General features: G+C 66.5%; 17 protein-coding genes and 1 pseudogene. 10 read left to right on the forward strand and 8 right to left on the reverse strand.

Annotated elements, in window-relative coordinates; translation table 11 throughout:
* Positions 1–37: 37 nt before the first annotated feature.
* A complete protein-coding gene (gene ubiH / locus G467_RS0102980; protein ID WP_022968243.1) occupies positions 38–1,225 on the reverse strand; it encodes a 2-octaprenyl-6-methoxyphenyl hydroxylase in 1,188 nt (395 codons plus the stop codon).
* Positions 1,226–1,310: 85 nt separating this feature from the next.
* Here ubiH and G467_RS0102985 point away from each other — a divergent pair, with 85 nt between their 5' ends.
* From G467_RS0102985 to G467_RS15160, 9 genes and pseudogenes are all read left to right on the forward strand, one after another.
* Positions 1,311–1,910 (forward strand): hypothetical protein, encoded by a 600-nt coding sequence (locus G467_RS0102985; RefSeq protein WP_022968244.1) that lies wholly within the window; start codon positions 1,311–1,313, stop codon positions 1,908–1,910.
* A gap of 12 nt (positions 1,911–1,922) precedes the next feature.
* Positions 1,923–2,477, forward strand: a complete 555-nt coding sequence (locus tag G467_RS0102990) for a cob(I)yrinic acid a,c-diamide adenosyltransferase (protein WP_022968245.1) — start codon at positions 1,923–1,925, stop codon at positions 2,475–2,477.
* Between the two features lie 5 nt (positions 2,478–2,482).
* Positions 2,483–3,406 (forward strand): histone deacetylase family protein, encoded by a 924-nt coding sequence (locus G467_RS0102995; protein WP_022968246.1) that lies wholly within the window; start codon positions 2,483–2,485, stop codon positions 3,404–3,406.
* 89 nt (positions 3,407–3,495) lie between these two features.
* Positions 3,496–5,712: an LPS assembly protein LptD gene (lptD, locus tag G467_RS15155; RefSeq protein WP_022968247.1), complete on the forward strand. Its 2,217-nt coding sequence runs from the start codon at positions 3,496–3,498 to the stop codon at positions 5,710–5,712.
* Between the two features lie 41 nt (positions 5,713–5,753).
* Entirely contained in the window at positions 5,754–7,046 is a 1,293-nt protein-coding gene (locus G467_RS0103005) for a peptidylprolyl isomerase (RefSeq protein WP_022968248.1), read from the forward strand.
* Positions 7,047–7,052: 6 nt separating this feature from the next.
* Positions 7,053–8,024, forward strand: a complete 972-nt coding sequence (gene pdxA / locus G467_RS0103010) for a 4-hydroxythreonine-4-phosphate dehydrogenase PdxA (RefSeq protein WP_022968249.1) — start codon at positions 7,053–7,055, stop codon at positions 8,022–8,024.
* Positions 8,021–8,830, forward strand: coding sequence for a 16S rRNA (adenine(1518)-N(6)/adenine(1519)-N(6))-dimethyltransferase RsmA (rsmA, locus tag G467_RS0103015; RefSeq protein ID WP_022968250.1), 810 nt, complete (start codon positions 8,021–8,023; stop codon positions 8,828–8,830). Before pdxA ends, rsmA begins: the two co-directional genes overlap by 4 nt.
* A 9-nt stretch (positions 8,831–8,839) precedes the next feature.
* Positions 8,840–9,220, forward strand: a complete 381-nt coding sequence (gene apaG, locus G467_RS0103020; RefSeq protein WP_022968251.1) for a Co2+/Mg2+ efflux protein ApaG — start codon at positions 8,840–8,842, stop codon at positions 9,218–9,220.
* Positions 9,220–10,035 (forward strand): annotated as a pseudogene (locus G467_RS15160) (symmetrical bis(5'-nucleosyl)-tetraphosphatase); the annotation flags it as partial. The gene apaG and the pseudogene G467_RS15160, both read left to right, overlap by 1 nt.
* 23 nt (positions 10,036–10,058) lie before the next feature.
* Here the strand turns inward: G467_RS15160 and G467_RS15165 are convergent.
* Genes G467_RS15165 through lgt form a run of 4 tightly spaced genes read right to left on the reverse strand, consistent with a single transcriptional unit; the run spans position 10,059 to position 12,903 of the window.
* Positions 10,059–10,598 carry a dihydrofolate reductase gene (locus G467_RS15165; RefSeq protein ID WP_022968253.1) on the reverse strand — a complete coding sequence of 180 codons (540 nt, stop codon included), beginning with the start codon at positions 10,596–10,598 and terminating at the stop codon, positions 10,059–10,061.
* Between the two features lie 2 nt (positions 10,599–10,600).
* Positions 10,601–11,206 (reverse strand): hypothetical protein, encoded by a 606-nt coding sequence (locus G467_RS0103035; RefSeq protein ID WP_022968254.1) that lies wholly within the window; start codon positions 11,204–11,206, stop codon positions 10,601–10,603.
* 19 nt (positions 11,207–11,225) lie between these two features.
* Entirely contained in the window at positions 11,226–12,020 is a 795-nt protein-coding gene (locus G467_RS0103040) for a thymidylate synthase (RefSeq protein ID WP_022968255.1), read from the reverse strand.
* A gap of 1 nt (position 12,021) precedes the next feature.
* Entirely contained in the window at positions 12,022–12,903 is an 882-nt protein-coding gene (gene lgt / locus G467_RS17280; protein WP_022968256.1) for a prolipoprotein diacylglyceryl transferase, read from the reverse strand.
* A 156-nt stretch (positions 12,904–13,059) separates the two neighbouring features.
* On the opposite strand from lgt, the gene G467_RS0103050 reads away from it, so the two are divergent.
* Positions 13,060–15,093 (forward strand): thioredoxin domain-containing protein, encoded by a 2,034-nt coding sequence (locus G467_RS0103050; protein ID WP_022968257.1) that lies wholly within the window; start codon positions 13,060–13,062, stop codon positions 15,091–15,093.
* A gap of 22 nt (positions 15,094–15,115) precedes the next feature.
* On the opposite strand, the gene G467_RS17990 is transcribed toward G467_RS0103050, so the two are convergent.
* The 3 genes from G467_RS17990 to G467_RS0103060 all read right to left on the reverse strand — a co-directional run bounded on the left by G467_RS17990 (position 15,116) and on the right by G467_RS0103060 (position 16,976).
* Positions 15,116–15,532 (reverse strand): hypothetical protein, encoded by a 417-nt coding sequence (locus tag G467_RS17990; protein WP_155844813.1) that lies wholly within the window; start codon positions 15,530–15,532, stop codon positions 15,116–15,118.
* Between the two features lie 101 nt (positions 15,533–15,633).
* On the reverse strand, positions 15,634–16,128 hold the full coding sequence (locus G467_RS0103055; RefSeq protein ID WP_022968258.1) for a TPM domain-containing protein: 495 nt from the start codon (positions 16,126–16,128) through the stop codon (positions 15,634–15,636).
* On the reverse strand, positions 16,128–16,976 hold the full coding sequence (locus G467_RS0103060) for a TPM domain-containing protein (protein ID WP_022968259.1): 849 nt from the start codon (positions 16,974–16,976) through the stop codon (positions 16,128–16,130). Before G467_RS0103060 ends, G467_RS0103055 begins: the two co-directional genes overlap by 1 nt.
* Between the last annotated feature and the right edge of the window lie 2 nt (positions 16,977–16,978).

Raw genomic sequence — 16,978 nt, forward strand, 5'->3', positions numbered from 1 at the left:
TGCCTTCGAATGAGGAAATCATCTCCGTCGCTCCGCGTCAGCGCGCAAGCCGCGGCACACGACCGCGAAAGCCCATCGCGCCCGACACGACCGGCGCCGACAGACCAGGCGCGTTGCCGATGGCGAGCAAGCCCAGGGAACGCAGAACATGCATCGGGAAACTGTCGTTGGCGGTGATGCGCGCCAGTCCGTCGCTGAAGGCCAGCGTGCGCTCGCGGTCTTCGCGGCGCGCGTCGACATAGGCCGACAACGCGGCGTCGGCGCCCGGATCGCCGCCGTCGAGCAACTCGGCCAACGACAGGGCATCGCGCAAGCCCAGATTGAAGCCCTGCGCGCCGATCGGATGAATCGTCTGCGCGGCATTGCCCATGATCAGCGCGCGCGGCGCGCTCAGGCGCTCGGCCAGCACACGCGCCAGGGGATAGGCACTGCGTTTTCCGACGCGACGGATGCGCCCCGCGCGCCAGCCGAACCGCTGCTGGAAATGCGTCGCGAAACCGTCGTCGTCGAGGGCCTGCACGCGTGCCGCGTCGTCGCGGGCGACGGCGCAGATCGCGCCGAAATCGCGGCCCATCGGCAGCAGGGCCACCGGGCCCTGGTCGGTGAAGCGCTCGTAGGCGGTGCCGTCGTTGTCGCGATCGGTGGCCAGGCTGCAGACGAACAGGGTTTGCGCGTAGTCGTGCTCGATCGTGCCGATGCCGAGCGCCTGGCGAGAGAACGAACGCGTGCCGTCGGCGGCGACCAGCAGGCGCGTGCGAATCGTGCGCGGCTGCTCGCCTTCGCGAAGCGTCACCGTGATTGCATCGGCCGCCGGCGTCAGCGCCGTGACCGTCGCGGGGCGGTGGCGTTCCAGCGCCGTCAACTCCGCCAGGCGCGCCTCCAGGGCCAGCCCCAGTTCCCGTGCGAGCACCACGCCACCGAAACCCTCGCGACCGAAGTCGGCGGCGGCCAGACGGACGGCGCCGAAATCGCCGGCCCGGCTCACATGCAGGCGCCGGATCGGCGTCGGCAAGGTCGCGAGTTTGGGCAGGACACCGAGCGCAGCCAGCGCGTTCAGGCTGGCCGCGGACAGGGCCAGCTTGCGCTCGTCGAATCCCGGCGGACCCGCGGCGGGCGCGGCGGCCTCGACCAGGGCGACGCGATAGTCCCGGCCCTGCAGTGCGCAGGCCAGACTGGCGCCGACCAGGCCCGCGCCGACGATGAGGATGTCGACTTGTTCGCTCATGCCGCGATGATACCCGCCCGCCCGGGTCTCCCGCGCGCGTGAGTTCCGCTAGAATGCCGCGATGACAACTCCGGAAGCTCCGTCCATGACCCTGTCCACCCGCCAGCGCGCCGGAATCCTGCTTACGCTCGCCCTCGTGATGATGGCCACGCGCATCAACCATTTCTCTGCGATCCCGGACGCGTCCTGGGCGCTGTTCTTCCTCGGCGGTTTCTATCTGCGCGACATGGGTCGCTGGGCGTTTCCGGCCCTGATGGTTCTTGCCGTCGCCGTCGACTGGTACGTGATCAGCGCCAGCGGCATCAGCTTCTGGAATCACTACTGCGTTTCCGTCGCCTACTGGTTCCTCGTGCCGGCCTACCTGAGCCTTTGGATGGGCGGTCTGCTGCTGCAGCGCGTCTATGCGGGCGTCAGCCTGCGCAGCGGCGCGTGGCTGCTGCTGAGCTTCCTCGTCTCGGTCAGCGCCTGCTACCTGATCTCGAACGGCAGCTTCTACTGGCTCAGCGACAGCGTGAGCAACGCCAGCTTCGCCGGATGGATGAAGAACCTGTCCGACTGGTACCTGCCCTATCTGTACACGGCTTCGATGTACGTGGCCGGTGCCGCTGTCCTGCACGTGGCGATCGCGCAGATCGCCCGTCACCTGCCGGCCCGCACGCCGGCGACCCAGCGCGCCTCGCGCTGATCCACGCGCCGTATGGGCAACCGCCTATCCAAGATCTACACGCGCACCGGCGACGACGGCTCGACCGGGCTCGGCGACGGCTCGCGCGTGGCGAAGGATTCGGCGCGCGTCACCGCCTACGGCACGGTCGATGAGGCGAATTCGGCGATCGGACTGATTCTTGCCGGCGATATTCCCGACGATGTCCGCCGCGTGCTTGTTTCGGTGCAGCACCAGTTGTTCGATCTCGGCGGCGAGCTGTGCATTCCCGGCCATTCGGCGATCAACGACGCCGACATCGACCGTCTGGAAAAACAGCTCGATGCCTTCAATGCCGATTTGCCGGCGCTGAAGGATTTCATCCTGCCCGGCGGCGGCATCACTGCCGCGCATTGCCATCTCGCGCGCACGATCTGCCGGCGCGCCGAGCGTGAAGTCGTCACCCTCTCGCACCACGACGCCGTGCGTCCGGAAGCGATCCGCTACCTCAACCGCCTGTCCGACCTGCTGTTCGTGGTCGCCCGCGTGCTTGCGCGCGCCAGCGGTCATGGCGAGGTGCTCTGGAATCACGAGCGCCGCAAGGGCTGAGGCCGATGCGGGTCTACAGCCATCCCGCCTGCCTGTCGCACGAACCCGGCCCCGGGCATCCGGAATGCTCCGCCCGCCTGGAAGCGGTGATTTCAGCCCTGCGCAGCGCCCTGCCCACGCTCGACTGGCAGCAGGCGCCGGCGGCGACGCGCGAGCAGATCGCGCGCGTACACACCGCCGACCATATCGCCACGATTCTCGACACGGTGGTGACTGAAACCCTGCGCCTCGACGCCGACACCGCCCTGTCCGCCAGCTCCGCCGAAGCGGCCCTGCGCGCGGCCGGCGCCGGCATCGCCGCGGTGGACTGGGTGCTGACAGGAAAAAATCGGCGCGCGTTCTGCGCCGTGCGTCCGCCGGGCCACCACGCCACGCATCGCACGCCGATGGGGTTTTGCCTGTTCAATTCGGTCGCCGTCGCCGCCGCGCATGCGCTCAAGGCACACGGACTGGAACGCGTGAGCATCGTCGATTTCGACGTGCATCACGGCAACGGCACGCAGGACATTTTCCAGCGCGACCTGCGCGTGCAATACCTGAGCTCGCACCAGATTCCGCTGTATCCCAACACCGGCCGGTCCGACGAACACGGCGTCGGCAACATCCACAATGCCGAACTGCCGCCGGGCAGCGGCGCACCGGTGTTCCGCTCGGTGTGGTCGAACACCTTGCTGCCGATCATCGATGCCTTCGAGCCGCAGCTCATCCTGATTTCCGCCGGCTTCGATGCGCACCGCCTCGATCCACTCGCCGACCTGCGCCTGGAAGCCGAGGACTACGCATGGATCAGCACCGAACTCGGCCGCCTCGCCGATGCCCATAGCCAGGGCCGTCTCGTGTCCCTGCTCGAGGGCGGCTACAGCCTGACGGCGCTGCGCGAATGCAGCGTCGCCCACGTGCGCGCCCTCGCCAGCCCCGCGTCGCCGTAGGAGCCGGCTCGCCGGCGACCCGGACCCAGCCCGGAATCGGCTCCGCTCGGGCTAGAATGGCCGCTGTTGAGCCTCTCCAGGACTGCCCGGTGCGTCGATCCCGACTGCGTTTGCTGCCGCTCTGCCTCGCGATTTCCGGCGCCGTGCACGCCCAGGAAACGGCACCGCCGCCGACCTGGTTGCTGTGCGCGAATCCGCAGACCCTGCCCTGGTTCGTCGAGCCCGCGCCCGCCGCGGTCGACCGCGACCAGGCGCCCTCGGATGTCGTCGGCGACAGCCTGGACCTGAAGAAGGACGAACAGACCGCCTTCACCGGCAATGTCGTGCTCACCCACGGCGACCAGTGGCTGCATACCGATCGCCTCACTTACACGCATCCGAGCGAAACCTTCGTCACCGAAGGACCGGTGCAGTATCAGGACCATGCCGTGCGCCTGACCGCGGATAAAGCGGCAGGCGACCAGAAGGCCGATACGGTCAGCCTCGATGGCGTGACCTATCAGTTCAACCAGCAGCTGGGCAACGGCACGGCCGGACGCGCGGTCATGGCCGGCGAAGTCGGCGAACTCAGCACGGCGACCTATTCGACCTGCCCGCCCGACCAGCAGCAATGGCAGTTCTCCGCGAGCCGCATCAAGATCAACAACGAAACCTCCACCGGCGTGGCGACCAACGTCACCCTGCGCCTGGGCGGCATTCCGGTGATCTGGCTGCCAGTGATCAGTTTCCCGACCGACAACAAGCGCCGCACCGGCGTGCTGTCGCCGACGATCGGCCGCGACGACCGCAACGGCCTGGACATCAAGCTGCCGGTGTATCTGAACCTGGCGCCGAACTACGACGCAACACTGACGCCGCGCTGGCTGTCCAAGCGCGGCCTGATGCTCGACAGCGAGTTCCGCTACCTGTTCCCGAACTCGCACGGCGTCTTCCAGGGCACCTACCTGCCCAATGACGATGTCAGCGGCGACGATCGCAGCTACCTCAGCCTCGACCACATCACCACGCTGAACCGACACTGGTACGCCAGCGCCAACCTGCATCACGTCAGCGACGTCGATTATTTCGCCGACTTCGGCGATTCCATCGCGAATACCTCGATCTCCCTGATCGAAAGCCAGGTCGGCATCTACGGACGCGGCAAATACTGGTCGGCGAGCCTGAACGCGCAGCAATGGCAAATCGCCAACGCGCTCATCGCCCCCGGCGATGAACCCTACCGCCGCTTGCCGCGCCTGCAGGCCAATGCCCATCGTCCGTTCACGCACTGGCTCGAAGCCGGGTTGTCGGCCGAGGCGGTGCGCTTCAACCACGGCAGCCGCGATGCCAGCGGCAATCGTATCGACCTGCGTCCCTACCTGCGTTTCCCGCTCGGCGGCAGCGCCTGGTACATCACGCCGGAACTGGCCTGGCGCTACACCGCGTATTCGGTCAGCGACACCCTCGCCGACAGCGCGGGCGACACCTCGTTCACGCGCAGCCTGCCGATCGTCAGCGTCGATGCTGGCGCGTATTTCGAGCGCAACTTCGACTGGGGCGGCAAGGGTTATGTGCAGACCCTCGAGCCGCGCCTGTACTACCTGCGTGTGCCCTACCGCGACCAGGACGATCTGCCGCTGTTCGACACCGCCGAACTGACCTATGGCTGGACCTCGCTGTTCCGCGACAACCGCTTCGGCGGTGCCGACCGCCAGGCCGATGCGAACCAGGCCACCCTGGCCCTGGGCACGCGCATCCTGAGCAGCAGCGACGGCCGCGAGCGCCTGAGCGCGAGCATCGGCCGCATCACCTATTTCGACACGCCGCGGGTCACCCTGCCGGGCTCCCTGCCCCTATCCGACAACGGCAGCGCCTGGATCGCCACGACCGACCTGGCCCTGACCGACGGCTGGAACGTGGGCTTCACGCAGCAATGGGACCCGGACACGCGCAAGACCGACCTGTCCTCGGTCCGCAGCCAGGTGCGCTTCCGCGGCGGCGGCGTATTCAATGCCGCCTACCGCTATCGCCGCGATCTGCTGGAACAAACGGACCTGAGTTTTGTCGTACCCGTGAACCGCAACTGGAGCGTCTACGGCCGATGGAACTATTCCCTGCGCGACAACCAGACCCTCGAGGCCCTCGCCGGCTTCGAGCGGCGCGGCTGCTGCGTGGCGGTACGCCTGCTGGGGCGCCAGTACATACGCAGTTTCAACAGCCGCCAGAACCTCGGCCTCTACCTTGAAATCGAACTTACCGGCCTCGGAAGCTTCGGGCGCGACACGGCCCGCCTGCTCGATAATGCTATTCTTGGCTATACCCGCTGACCTGCCGCGCCCCTCTGGCGCGCACCGGAGTGTCTGAAACGATGAAACCCTATTTGCCCCTGTTCCTCGCCGCCCTGTTCGTCGCCAGCCCGGCGCCGAGCCATGCCCAGGCCGCCTCCTCGCAGTCGCTCGACGGCATCGTCGCGATCGTCGACGAAGACGTGATCCTGCGCAGCGAACTCGACCGTGCCGTCGCCAACATCACCGCCCAGTACGCCAGCCAGCCGGGCCAGCTGCCGCCGCGCGAGATCCTCGAAAAGCAGGTGCTCGAGCGCCTGGTGATGGTCCGCCTGCAGGTCGCCCGCGCGGCCGATTCGGGCATCCGCATCAGCGACGCCGAACTGCAGCAGGCGATGAACTCGGTCGCCAACCAGAACCGCATGACCCTCGACCAGCTGCGCGCGCGCTTGGCCAGCGAAGGCCTGTCGTTCGACGAATTCCGCGAGAACCTGCGCGACGAAGTCACCATCCAGCGTCTGCGCCAGCGCTACATCCAGGCCAAGGTCCAGGTCAGCGAAGCGGAAATCGACCAGCTCATCGCGACCCAGCAGATCGGCGGTCCGGAAATGCGCCTGGCCAACCTGCAGATCAACCTGCCAGAAGGCGCCACGCCGGACGAAATCGCCCGCGGGCGCGAGAAGATCGAGCAGATCAAAGGTCTGATCGAACGCGGCGAAACCACGTTCAATGCTGCGGCGATCCGCTATTCGCAGGCGCAGAACGCGCTGGATGGCGGCGAGCTCGGCTGGCGCAGCTACGATTCCATCCCGCCGCTGTTCGCCAACGTGCTGCGCGCGATGAAGCCCGGCCAGATCACCGATCCGGTGCGCGGTCCGAGCGGCTTCCAGATCGTGCAGCTCGAGGAAGTCCGCGAGGCGTCCGCGCAGAAAGTCACGCAGTACCGCGCGTCCGACATCATGATCCGCACCTCCGACCTGGTCAGCGCCGAAGTCGCGCGCCAGAAGATCCAGGCCCTGCGCGATCGCATCGCCGGTGGTGAGGACTTCGCCAAGGTCGCCAAGGAAGCCTCCGACGACACGCTCACGCGCAACGCCGGCGGTGATATGGGTTGGTTCCAGGCCGACCAGTGGGGCACCGCGATCGGCGCCCAGGTTCAGCAGCTCGCCGATGGCGGTCTGTCGCCGATCTTCCAGAGCGATGTCGGCTTCCACCTGATCAAGCGCACCGGCATGCGCGAGCAGGACGTCACCGAAGACAACCGCCGCAACAAGGCGCGTGAAATCATCGGCAACCGCAAGGCCGACGAAGAATTCGAACGCTTCCTGCGCCAGATGCGCGCCGAGGCTTATTTCGAATCGCGGCTGGGTGCCTGAACCGCCATGCGCCCGCGGCTAGCCCTGGTTCCGGGCGAGCCTGCGGGCGTCGGGCCCGAACTGTGCGTTCGTCTGGCCCAGGCTGACCGCGCCGCCGACCTGGTGGTTCTCGCCGATCCCGATACCCTGCTCGCCGCGGCCGAGGCCTTGTCGGTTCCGCTGCGCCTGCGCGCTGCCGATGCCGACTGCGGTCCCGGCGAACTCGCGCTGATGCCCCTGCCGCAGGCACGCCCCGTGCGCTTCGGCCATCCCGATCCGGACAACGCGCGCGCGGTCATCGATGCCCTGCTCGCCGGCGGACGCGGCTGTCTCGACGGCCGCTTCCATGGGCTGGTTACCGGCCCGGTGCACAAGGCCAGCATCAATGCCGGCGGCATCGTCTACACCGGCACCACCGAACTGCTCGCCGACCAGGCCGGTCGCGACGTCGTCATGATGCTCGCCAACCCGACCCTGCGCGTCGCGCTCGCCACCACGCATCTGCCCCTGCGTGCGGTGCCGGCGGCGATCACGCGCGAGGGCCTGACGCGCACCCTGCGCATCCTGCAGGCGTCCCTGCAGCACGAATTCGGCATCGCTGCGCCGCGCATCGCGGTGCTGGGCCTGAATCCGCATGCCGGCGAACAGGGCGTGCTTGGCGACGAGGAAATTGCCACGATCTCCCCCGTCATCGAACAACTGCGCGCCGACGGCCTGCAACTGATCGGACCGCTGCCGGCCGACACCGCCTTCCTGCCGCAGAAACTGCTCGGCTTCGACGCGGTGCTCGCGATGTACCACGACCAGGGCCTGCCCGTGCTCAAGCACGCCGGTTTCGAGCGCGCGGTGAACATCACGCTGGGCCTGCCATATCCGCGCGTGGCCGTCGATCACGGCACCGCGCTCGAACTCGCCGGCCATGGCAACGCCGATCCCTCCAGCCTCCACGCCGCCGTCGAGTTGTGCACGCGACTGGCCGAACACAGGATCCGCGCATGAGCCATTTCAAGGATCCCCCCAAGAAGCAGTTGGGCCAGCATTTCCTCACCGACCGCAACGTCATCGACCAGATCGTGCGCGCGGTGAATCCGCAGCCGGGCGACACCCTGGTGGAAATCGGCCCCGGCCAGGGCGCGATCACCTTCCCGCTACTGAAAAAGCATGGCGCGTTGACGGTGATCGAATTCGACCGCGACCTGATCACGCCGCTGATGGAAGTGTCCGAAGGCCACGGCGACCTCACCATCGTCCACAAGGACGTGCTCAAGGTCGATTTCGGCAAGCTCGCCGGCGAGGAGCGCATCCGCCTGGTCGGCAACCTGCCCTACAACATCTCCACGCCGATCCTGTTCCATGTGCTCGAGCACGCCGAGTCCGTGCGCGACATGCATTTCATGCTGCAGAAGGAAGTCGTCGACCGCATGGCCGCCGATCCGGGCAGCAAGGTGTTCGGCCGCCTCAGCGTGATGCTGCAGGCGACCTGCGAGGTCACGCCGCTGTTCGACATCGGGCCGCTGGCCTTCCGGCCGCCGCCGAAGGTCGATTCGGCCGTCGTACGCCTGGTGCCGAAGCCGGCGGGATCAATCGGCATCGACGATCCCGCGCTGTTCGAGAGCCTCGTGCGCAACGCCTTCGGACAACGGCGCAAGACCTTGCGCAATGCGGTGCAGCAACTGTGCACCGGCGACGAGATTCTCGCGGCCGGTTTGCGCCCGGAAGCGCGCGCCGAGCAACTGGAGGTCGCGCAGTTCATCGCGCTGGCCAATTATCTGGCTTCACGCCCCGCCCCGGCCGCAAGTTTGTAAGATGTCCGCATGAACTCGCCGCTGCACGCCATCGCCGTGGACGTCGCCACCCGCTTTCTCGCCGACCAGTCGGCGCCCGAAGACGGCCGCTACGTGTTCGCCTACACCATCCGCATCAGCAATCGCGGACAGGTGCCGGCGCGACTGATCAGCCGGCATTGGCTCATCACCGACGACAACGGCAAGGTGCAGGAAGTGCGCGGCGAAGGCGTGGTCGGCGAACAGCCCTGGCTGCGCCCGGGCGATGATTTCGAATACACCTCGGGCGCGGTGCTGGAGACGGCGCTGGGCACGATGGAAGGCAGCTATCAGATGCTCGCCGACGACGGCACGCATTACGACGCGCCGATCGCGGCGTTCACGCTGTCCGTGCCGCGGACGCTGCACTGATGAGCACCTACGCGATCGGCGACATCCAGGGCTGCTACGACGCCTTGCAGCGCCTGCTGGAAAAGATCCGTTTCGATCCGGTCAAGGACCGCCTGTGGTTCTGCGGCGACCTGGTCAACCGCGGCGGACAATCCCTGGAAACCCTGCGCCTGGTGCATTCGCTGGCGATCCACAGCACGATTGTGCTCGGCAATCACGATCTGTCCCTGCTCGCGATCGCGCAACGCCAGGAAGCGGAGCAGCGCAAGGTCAATCCGGATCTGGGCCGCATCCTGTTCGCCGACGACCGCGATGTGCTTATCGACTGGCTGCGCCAGCAGAAACTCCTGCACGTCGACCGCACGCTCGGCTTCGCCATGGTGCACGCGGGCCTGGCGCCGAAGTGGTCGATCAAGATCGCCGAAGCGCGCGCGCGCGAAGTCGAGGAACTGCTGCGCGGCGAGAGCCACCGCAAGCTGCTGCGCAACATGTACGGCGACAAGCCGGCATGGACGCCCAAGCTCACCGGTCCGGAACGCTTCCGCGCGATCGTCAACGTATTCACGCGTATGCGCTATTGCACGCCGGCCGGGCGCATCGGTTTCGATGACAAGGGCCGTCCGGGCACGCAGAAAGCCGGCCTGTATCCGTGGTTCGAAGTGCCAGGCCACCTGCCGCGCGAATTGCCCGTGGTTTGCGGCCACTGGTCCACGCTCGGCCTGTTCATGGGCCTGGGCATCTACAGCATCGATACCGGCGCGGTCTGGGGCGGCAAGCTCACCGCGCTCGAACTGGGCCCGGAATTGCGCCTGCACCAGGTCGATGGCCGCAAGATGGCAAGCGGCGAAAAAGCCGGCGACTAGTCCGCAGCGTCTTTTGTGGGAGCGGACCTGGCCGCGATGCCCTTGCGCTCGTAATCGACAAACTCGAACGCGAACGCGTGTTTCGCATCGACCGCGTGCGCTTCCCGCCGGGTCACGCGCCAGCCCGCCGGATCGAACGCCGGGAAGAAGGCATGCGCATCGACGACCTCGGTCTCGACATGCGTCAGATACAGATGCGTGGCGATCGGCAGTAGCAGCGCGTAGATCTCACCGCCACCGATGACCATCAGATCCGCGTCGCCGGCAAACCGGCGCGCCTCATCGATGGATGCCACCGCCTCCATGCCCTCGAACGGCACCTGACCCGACCGCGTCAGCACGAGATTGCGTCGTCCGGGCAAGGCACGACCCAGCGACAGCGCCGTCTTGCGTCCCATCAACACCGGTTTGCCGAGCGTCAAGGCCTTGAAGCGCTTGAGATCATCGGGCAATCGCCAAGGCAAATCGTTGTCGCGGCCGATCGCCAAATTACGATCGACCGCAGCGATCAATGCGACGTTTCGCGCATCGGTCATCGTCAGCCGGCGTCCGTTGCGGCGGCAGGCGCGGCAGGCGGCGCCGTCGTGCCGTTCTTGCAGGTGAAATCCATGGCCTCCAGGGCAAGCATCATCTGCGCGCCGATCGGATCGCCTTTCGGATACACCAGCTCGACGGTCGCCCAGGACTGCGGCAGGGAAACGATCCACACGACTGCGTCGGCACCGACCTGCCTGCGGCTGTCGCCGGAATAACGCGTCGTCTTCACTCCGCCGAGGGTGACCTCATCGAAGCGGGTGACCGAGACGCCGCCCAGCGCCGAGGTCTTGAGCCCGACGCGCATCATGTCGTTCAAGCCCGGGAAATCGGGTCGGCATACTTCCGACACGACGGCGACGGCGCGGGTGCCGTCGCTCTCGCGCACCAGCTCGTGCACGGAATATCCGGCGCGACGGGGCGCTCCGGACGCGTTCTCGTCGCCCAGGCGCACGTCCGTCGGCAGACGGTACGCCCCCGTGGCGCCGTGGACTTCGACCGGAGCGGCGGGTGCGGTAGCCACCGTCGGTTCGGCCGCAAAACTGCCGGTCACGACCACGCTCGCTGCGAACATCATCCCGCACAGGCGGGCGGGCGAAAACCATTTCATGTCTTGATCCTCGCGCAGATCACACCGCCACCGGGGCCTTGATCGCGGGATGCGGGTCGTAGCCCTCGATCGCGATGTCGTCGAAACCGAAGGCGAACAGATCGGTGATCGCGGGGTTGAGCACCAGCGTCGGCAAGGGCCGGGTCGAACGCGACAACTGTTCGCGCGCCTGGTCGAAGTGGTTCGAGTACACGTGCGCATCGCCGAGCGTGTGCACGAAATCGCCGACGCGCAGGCCGCAGACCTGCGCGATCATGTGCGTGAGCAGCGCGTAACTCGCGATGTTGAACGGCACGCCGAGGAAGATGTCGGCCGAACGCTGGTACAGCTGGCAGCTGAGCTTGCCGTCGGCAACATAGAACTGGAACAGCGCGTGGCAGGGCATCAGCGCCATCTTCGGCAGATCGGCGACGTTCCAGGCATTGACGATCAGCCGGCGCGAATCGGGATTGCGCTTGATTTCCTCGACGACCCAACGAATCTGATCGACTTCCACGCCATCGGCGCCGGCCCAGCTGCGCCACTGTTTGCCGTAGACGGGACCAAGTTCGCCGCGCTCGTCGGCCCACTCGTCCCAGATACTGACCTTGTTCTCTTTGAGGTAGGCGATATTGGTCTCGCCTTTGAGGAACCACAGCAGCTCATGGATGATCGAGCGCAGATGCAGCTTCTTGGTCGTGACCAGCGGAAAGCCTGCGGCCAGATCGAAACGCATCTGCCAACCAAACACCGAACGCGTGCCCGTGCCGGTGCGGTCGGATTTTTCCGCGCCGTGCTCCAGCACGTGGTTCAGCAGGTCGAGATAGGCGCGCATGTCATTCCCTCACAGGCTGCAGCGTCGGCGAGGTGTGCGACAGCCACAGCAGGCCCAGGCCCAGCGCGATCAGCGGCAGAGACAGCAGCTGGCCCATCGTCAGCCAGTCGAACGCGAGGTAGCCGATCTGCGCATCGGGCACGCGCACGAACTCGACCGCGAAACGGAACAGGCCGTACAGCAGCGCGAACAAGCCCGACACCGCGTAACGCGGACGCGGCTGGCGCGAGAAGAAATACAGCAGCGCGAACATCACCAGACCTTCGAGAAACGCCTGGTACAACTGGGACGGATGCCGCGCATAGGCATCGAGCGCACCGCTGGCGTGCAGCTCGCGCAGCTTGTCCATCGCCTGACCGGTGTAGGGTCCGAGGTCGCTGTGCGGAAAGATCACGCCCCAGCTGCCATCGGTGGGCTTGCCGTACAACTCGCCGCCGATGAAATTGCCCAGGCGCCCGAAGCCCAGGCCCGGCGGCACCAGCGGCGCGATGAAATCCAACGTGTCGAACACGTGCAGCTTGCGCCGCCAGGACCACCACGCCACCGCGATCATCACGCCCAGCAGGCCGCCATGAAAACTCATGCCGCCTTCGTTGATCTTGAACAGGAACCACGGATTGGCGAGGAAGTCGGAGAACGCATAGAACAGCACGTAGCCGATGCGTCCGCCAAACACCACGCCGAGCATGCCGTAGAAAAGCAGATCGCCGTAGGCATCGACATTGACCCCGGGCAGACGGCCCGCGCGGACGCGACGTGCGCCGAGCCACCAGGCCACACCGAAACCGAGCAGGTACATGATCCCGTACCAGTGGATGCCATGCGGCCAGAACGGCAGCGGCAGGGCGATGGGATTGATGTCGTGCAGAAGAGGTCCGGGCATGGACCTATTTTGCCTGACCGGGGCACCCAGCCCAAGCGACTTTCGGCGCGATCGCGCACGGAAGGTGCATTATCCGCAGGGTCGGGATCCCCCTGCCCGCCCGATGCCGGAATCCAACCCGCCGGCCGCCCGACGAATCGAATACGGCAAGCCCCCATGCCCAACGCCCTCGCCCGCGAATCCAGCCTGTATCTGCGCCAGCACGCCGACAACCCGGTCGACTGGCGCGCCTGGAACACAAGCGCACTGACCGAGGCACGCCGGGCCGACAAGCCGATCCTGCTGTCGATCGGCTACTCGGCCTGCCACTGGTGCCATGTGATGGCGCACGAGAGCTTCGAAGACGAGGCCACCGGCCGCTTGATGAACGGCTTGTTCGTCAACATCAAGGTCGATCGCGAGGAACGGCCCGATCTCGATCGCATCTATCAACTCGCGCATCAGGCGCTGACGCGGCGCGGCGGCGGCTGGCCGCTGACCCTGTTCCTGGATCCGCTTACCCTGGTGCCATTCTACGCGGGCACTTATTTCCCGAAGACCGCGCGCTACGGCATGCCTGCCTTTTCCGAGGTGCTGCAGGGCGCGCGGCAATGGTGGGACGGTCAGCGCGACCAGGTGCAGCAGCAGAATCAGGCCCTGCAAGGTTTTCTCGCCGACTACGGACGCGAGACGGCGCATGCCGGCGACCTGTCGACGGCCCCGCGCGAGGCGGCACGCGAGAAGATCCTCGCCCATCACGATTCGGTCAACGGCGGTCATCGCGGCGCACCCAAGTTTCCGCACGCGGGAGAGGTCGAAAGCTTGCTGTCCTGGGCGCGGCAGAGCGACCTGCGCGCCGGCGAAGCCGCCGCGACCACGCTCGCGCGCATGGCCAGTCGCGGCTTGCACGACCAGCTCGCCGGCGGTTTCTTCCGTTATTGCGTCGACGAACACTGGGACATTCCGCACTTCGAAAAGATGCTCTACGACAACGCGCAGTTGCTGCCCGTGTATGCAGAAGCGGCGACGCAGTTCGAATCGCCGCAGTTCCAGCAGGCAGCCGGCGGCATCGTCACCTGGCTGCAGGCGGAGATGCGTGCGGACGGGGGCGGTTTCTGTTCGGCACTCGATGCCGATTCCGAGGGCGTCGAAGGCAAGTTCTACCTGTGGACGCGCGCACAGGTCGATGCTGCGCTCGACACCGACCTGCGCGAGATCGTTCACGCCCACTACGGCCTGGACCGCGCGCCGAACTTCGAGAACGAGGCCTGGCATCTGCACGCAGCCAAGACCCCGGCGGAAATCGCTGCGGCCTCAGGGTCGGATGCCGCGGAAATTTCCAGACGCCTCGCGCGCACGCGCAGCGTGCTGCTGGCCAAGCGCGCCGAACGCATTCCGCCGGCCCGCGACGACAAGCGTTTGACGGCGTGGAACGCCTTGCTCGTGACCGGACTCGCACGCGCCGGCAAGGCCTTGCAGCGCGAAGACTGGCTCGATGAAGCCGAAACGGTGCTCGACATGCTCATCGCCGCGATGGATGTGCGCGGTCGGCTCCCCGCCGTGCTCGGCAGCACCGGGCCGGGGTTTCTCGACGATCACGCGTTCACGCTGCAGGCCGCGCTAACCGTGCTCGAAGCGCGCTGGTCGGTGCGCGCCCTGCGCGCGGCGACGCAACTGGCCGAAACCCTGCTCAGCGATTTCATCGATCGCGCCGAAGGCGGCTTCTTCTTCACCGCGCGCGATCACGAAGCGCTTCCGCAGCGCCCCAAACCCTGGCTCGACGAATCGACGCCTTCCGGCAATGCGGTCGCTGCGCGCTCGTTGCTGACCTTGGGTTGGCTGCTTGCCGAACCGCGCTATCTGGACGCGGCGGAAGCGACCCTGCGCGCCGCCTGGACGCCGATCGCAGAATTGCCGCAGGCCGCACCCGCGATGCTCTCCGCGCTGGCCGAATGGCAGCAGCCGACGCCCCTGGTCGTCATCCGCGGCGAACCCGGCGCGCTCGCGCTGTGGCGCTACGAACTGCGCCGGCTCTGGCCGCACCCGCTGAACGTCTACGCATTTTCCGATCACGGCACCGAACTGCCACCCGGCCTCGCCGAAAAACCCGAAACCGCCGCCGGCCGCGCCACCCTATGCCAAGGCACGCAATGCCTGGCCGCCTGCGACAGCGTCGAGGCGCTGGTGGCGCAGTTGCAGCGCCTCGCTTGAATACGCGAAGCGCCTCTGCGACTCAATTTCTGAACGAGCGCTCGCGGTAGTAGCTGCTTTCATCCATCTGCGCAACGCGCACAAATCTTTTCCCATCGAAGATGGACAGAGTGCATGTCGATGACTTGCAACCTCTGATGGCGCAAGGCCGCCTGTCACCCGAGTCGCAAACACGGTCAAATGCGGGCAAATAGCCCTCGACCCTCGTCGTGGAGAAAATAGGCGCCGAGCCTTCCGCGCGAGATTTCACGACAAAGCGCCCGGCAACTGCACAAGCTCGCGCATCGCAACTCCAGACCTGACAATCGCCGCCTTTGCAGGTGGCGATCAGACAATTGGCCGTGCAGTCCACGGGATTGACTTCCGCCATCGCCTGACGCGAATAACTGAAAATCAGCAGTCCAATAATTACAAGCGCTGTTGCAAAAAACGATTTCATCCGCCGCTCCCTGCGACTCCGATTCATGGAGAACTATGAGCGAGACTATCGTCAAGAAATCGCAGATCAAGCCGCAGTGCAACACAAGCAAATAAACCAACTCACAACACCACCGGATCATCCGGAACTTCGCGCGGATTGTCCGCGCTGGCGGGGAAGTGTTCGCTCAGCAAGATGTTGATGCCGGCGATGCAGGTCAGCACGGCGGCTTCGGGGTCGCCGTCGGCGATGTCGGCGGCGAAACGATCGCAGATACGCTGCCATTGCGCCGGCGCGACGCGCGCGGCGATGCCGCGGTCGGCGATGATTTCCACGCGTCGTTCGGCCAGCTGCAGATACAGCAACACGCCGCTGTTGTCCTGCGTGTCCCATACGCGCAGCAACGAGAATGCCGTGGCGGCGCGCTGACGCGGCTGCAAGCCCGACAGCACCGACCAGATCGAATAGCGGGGTTCGACCGCGAAGCACAGTTCGCCGGCGTGACCGAGTTCGCCGCGCGCAATTGCATCGCGGATGCGGATCATCGTCGCGGCCGGGAACCAGCGCGACAGACGGAACCAGCCGGCGAACAGATTCAGCAGCAATCGTCGCAACATCACCAGCCCCCCGACGCGCCGCCGCCACCGAACGAACCGCCGCCGCCCGACCAGCCGCCGCCACCACTGCTGCTGCCGCCGGACCATCCGCCGGAGCCGTGGCCGGAACTGAAACGTCCGCCGCCGCTGCCGCCGAATCCACCGCCACCAAGAAATGCACCGAATCCTGCGAACAGCATCGTCACCGGCACTGTCCAGATAACCCAGGCCAGTGCGGCGGCCGCGATGATTCCGCCAACCACACCGACACCGCGGCGGCGAATGATCAGCGTCGCGATGATGCCCACGACGATACCCATGAACAGCGCAATGCCCGGATTCACCGAGCGCGACTCTTCGACCATCGGTGCCGGCATCGGCTCGCCGTCGATGAGCTTGCTCAGGACATCGACCGCGGCGTCGATGCCGCCGTAATAATCGCCGTCGCGGAAATGCGGCGCGAGGTATTCACGAATCACCCGGCTGGCGATCGCATCGGGCACCGCACCTTCCAGGCCGTAGCCGACTTCGATGCGCGCCTTGCGGTCGTCTTTCGCGATCAGCAACAGCAGGCCGTCGTCGACCTTCTCGCGACCCAGACGGTTCTTCTCGGCGATGGCGAGCGAATATTCCTCGATGGGTTGCGCCCCGGTCGTGGCAACGACCAGCACGGCGACCTGACTGCCCTTGCGCTGCTCGAGCGCCGACAGCTTGGTCTCGAGTTGCGCGATCTGTGCGGCATCCAGCGTGCCCGTCTGATCGACGACATGCTGCGCCAGCGTCGGCACGGCCACTTCCTGGGCCAACGCCCAGGGCGCGCAAAAACCTGCCAGCAGCGCGATCGCCGCGAGGAACGGGCCGCGTTTCACAG

Source organism: Arenimonas oryziterrae DSM 21050 = YC6267 (assembly GCF_000420545.1).
Classification (GTDB): Bacteria; Pseudomonadota; Gammaproteobacteria; order Xanthomonadales; family Xanthomonadaceae; genus Arenimonas; species Arenimonas oryziterrae.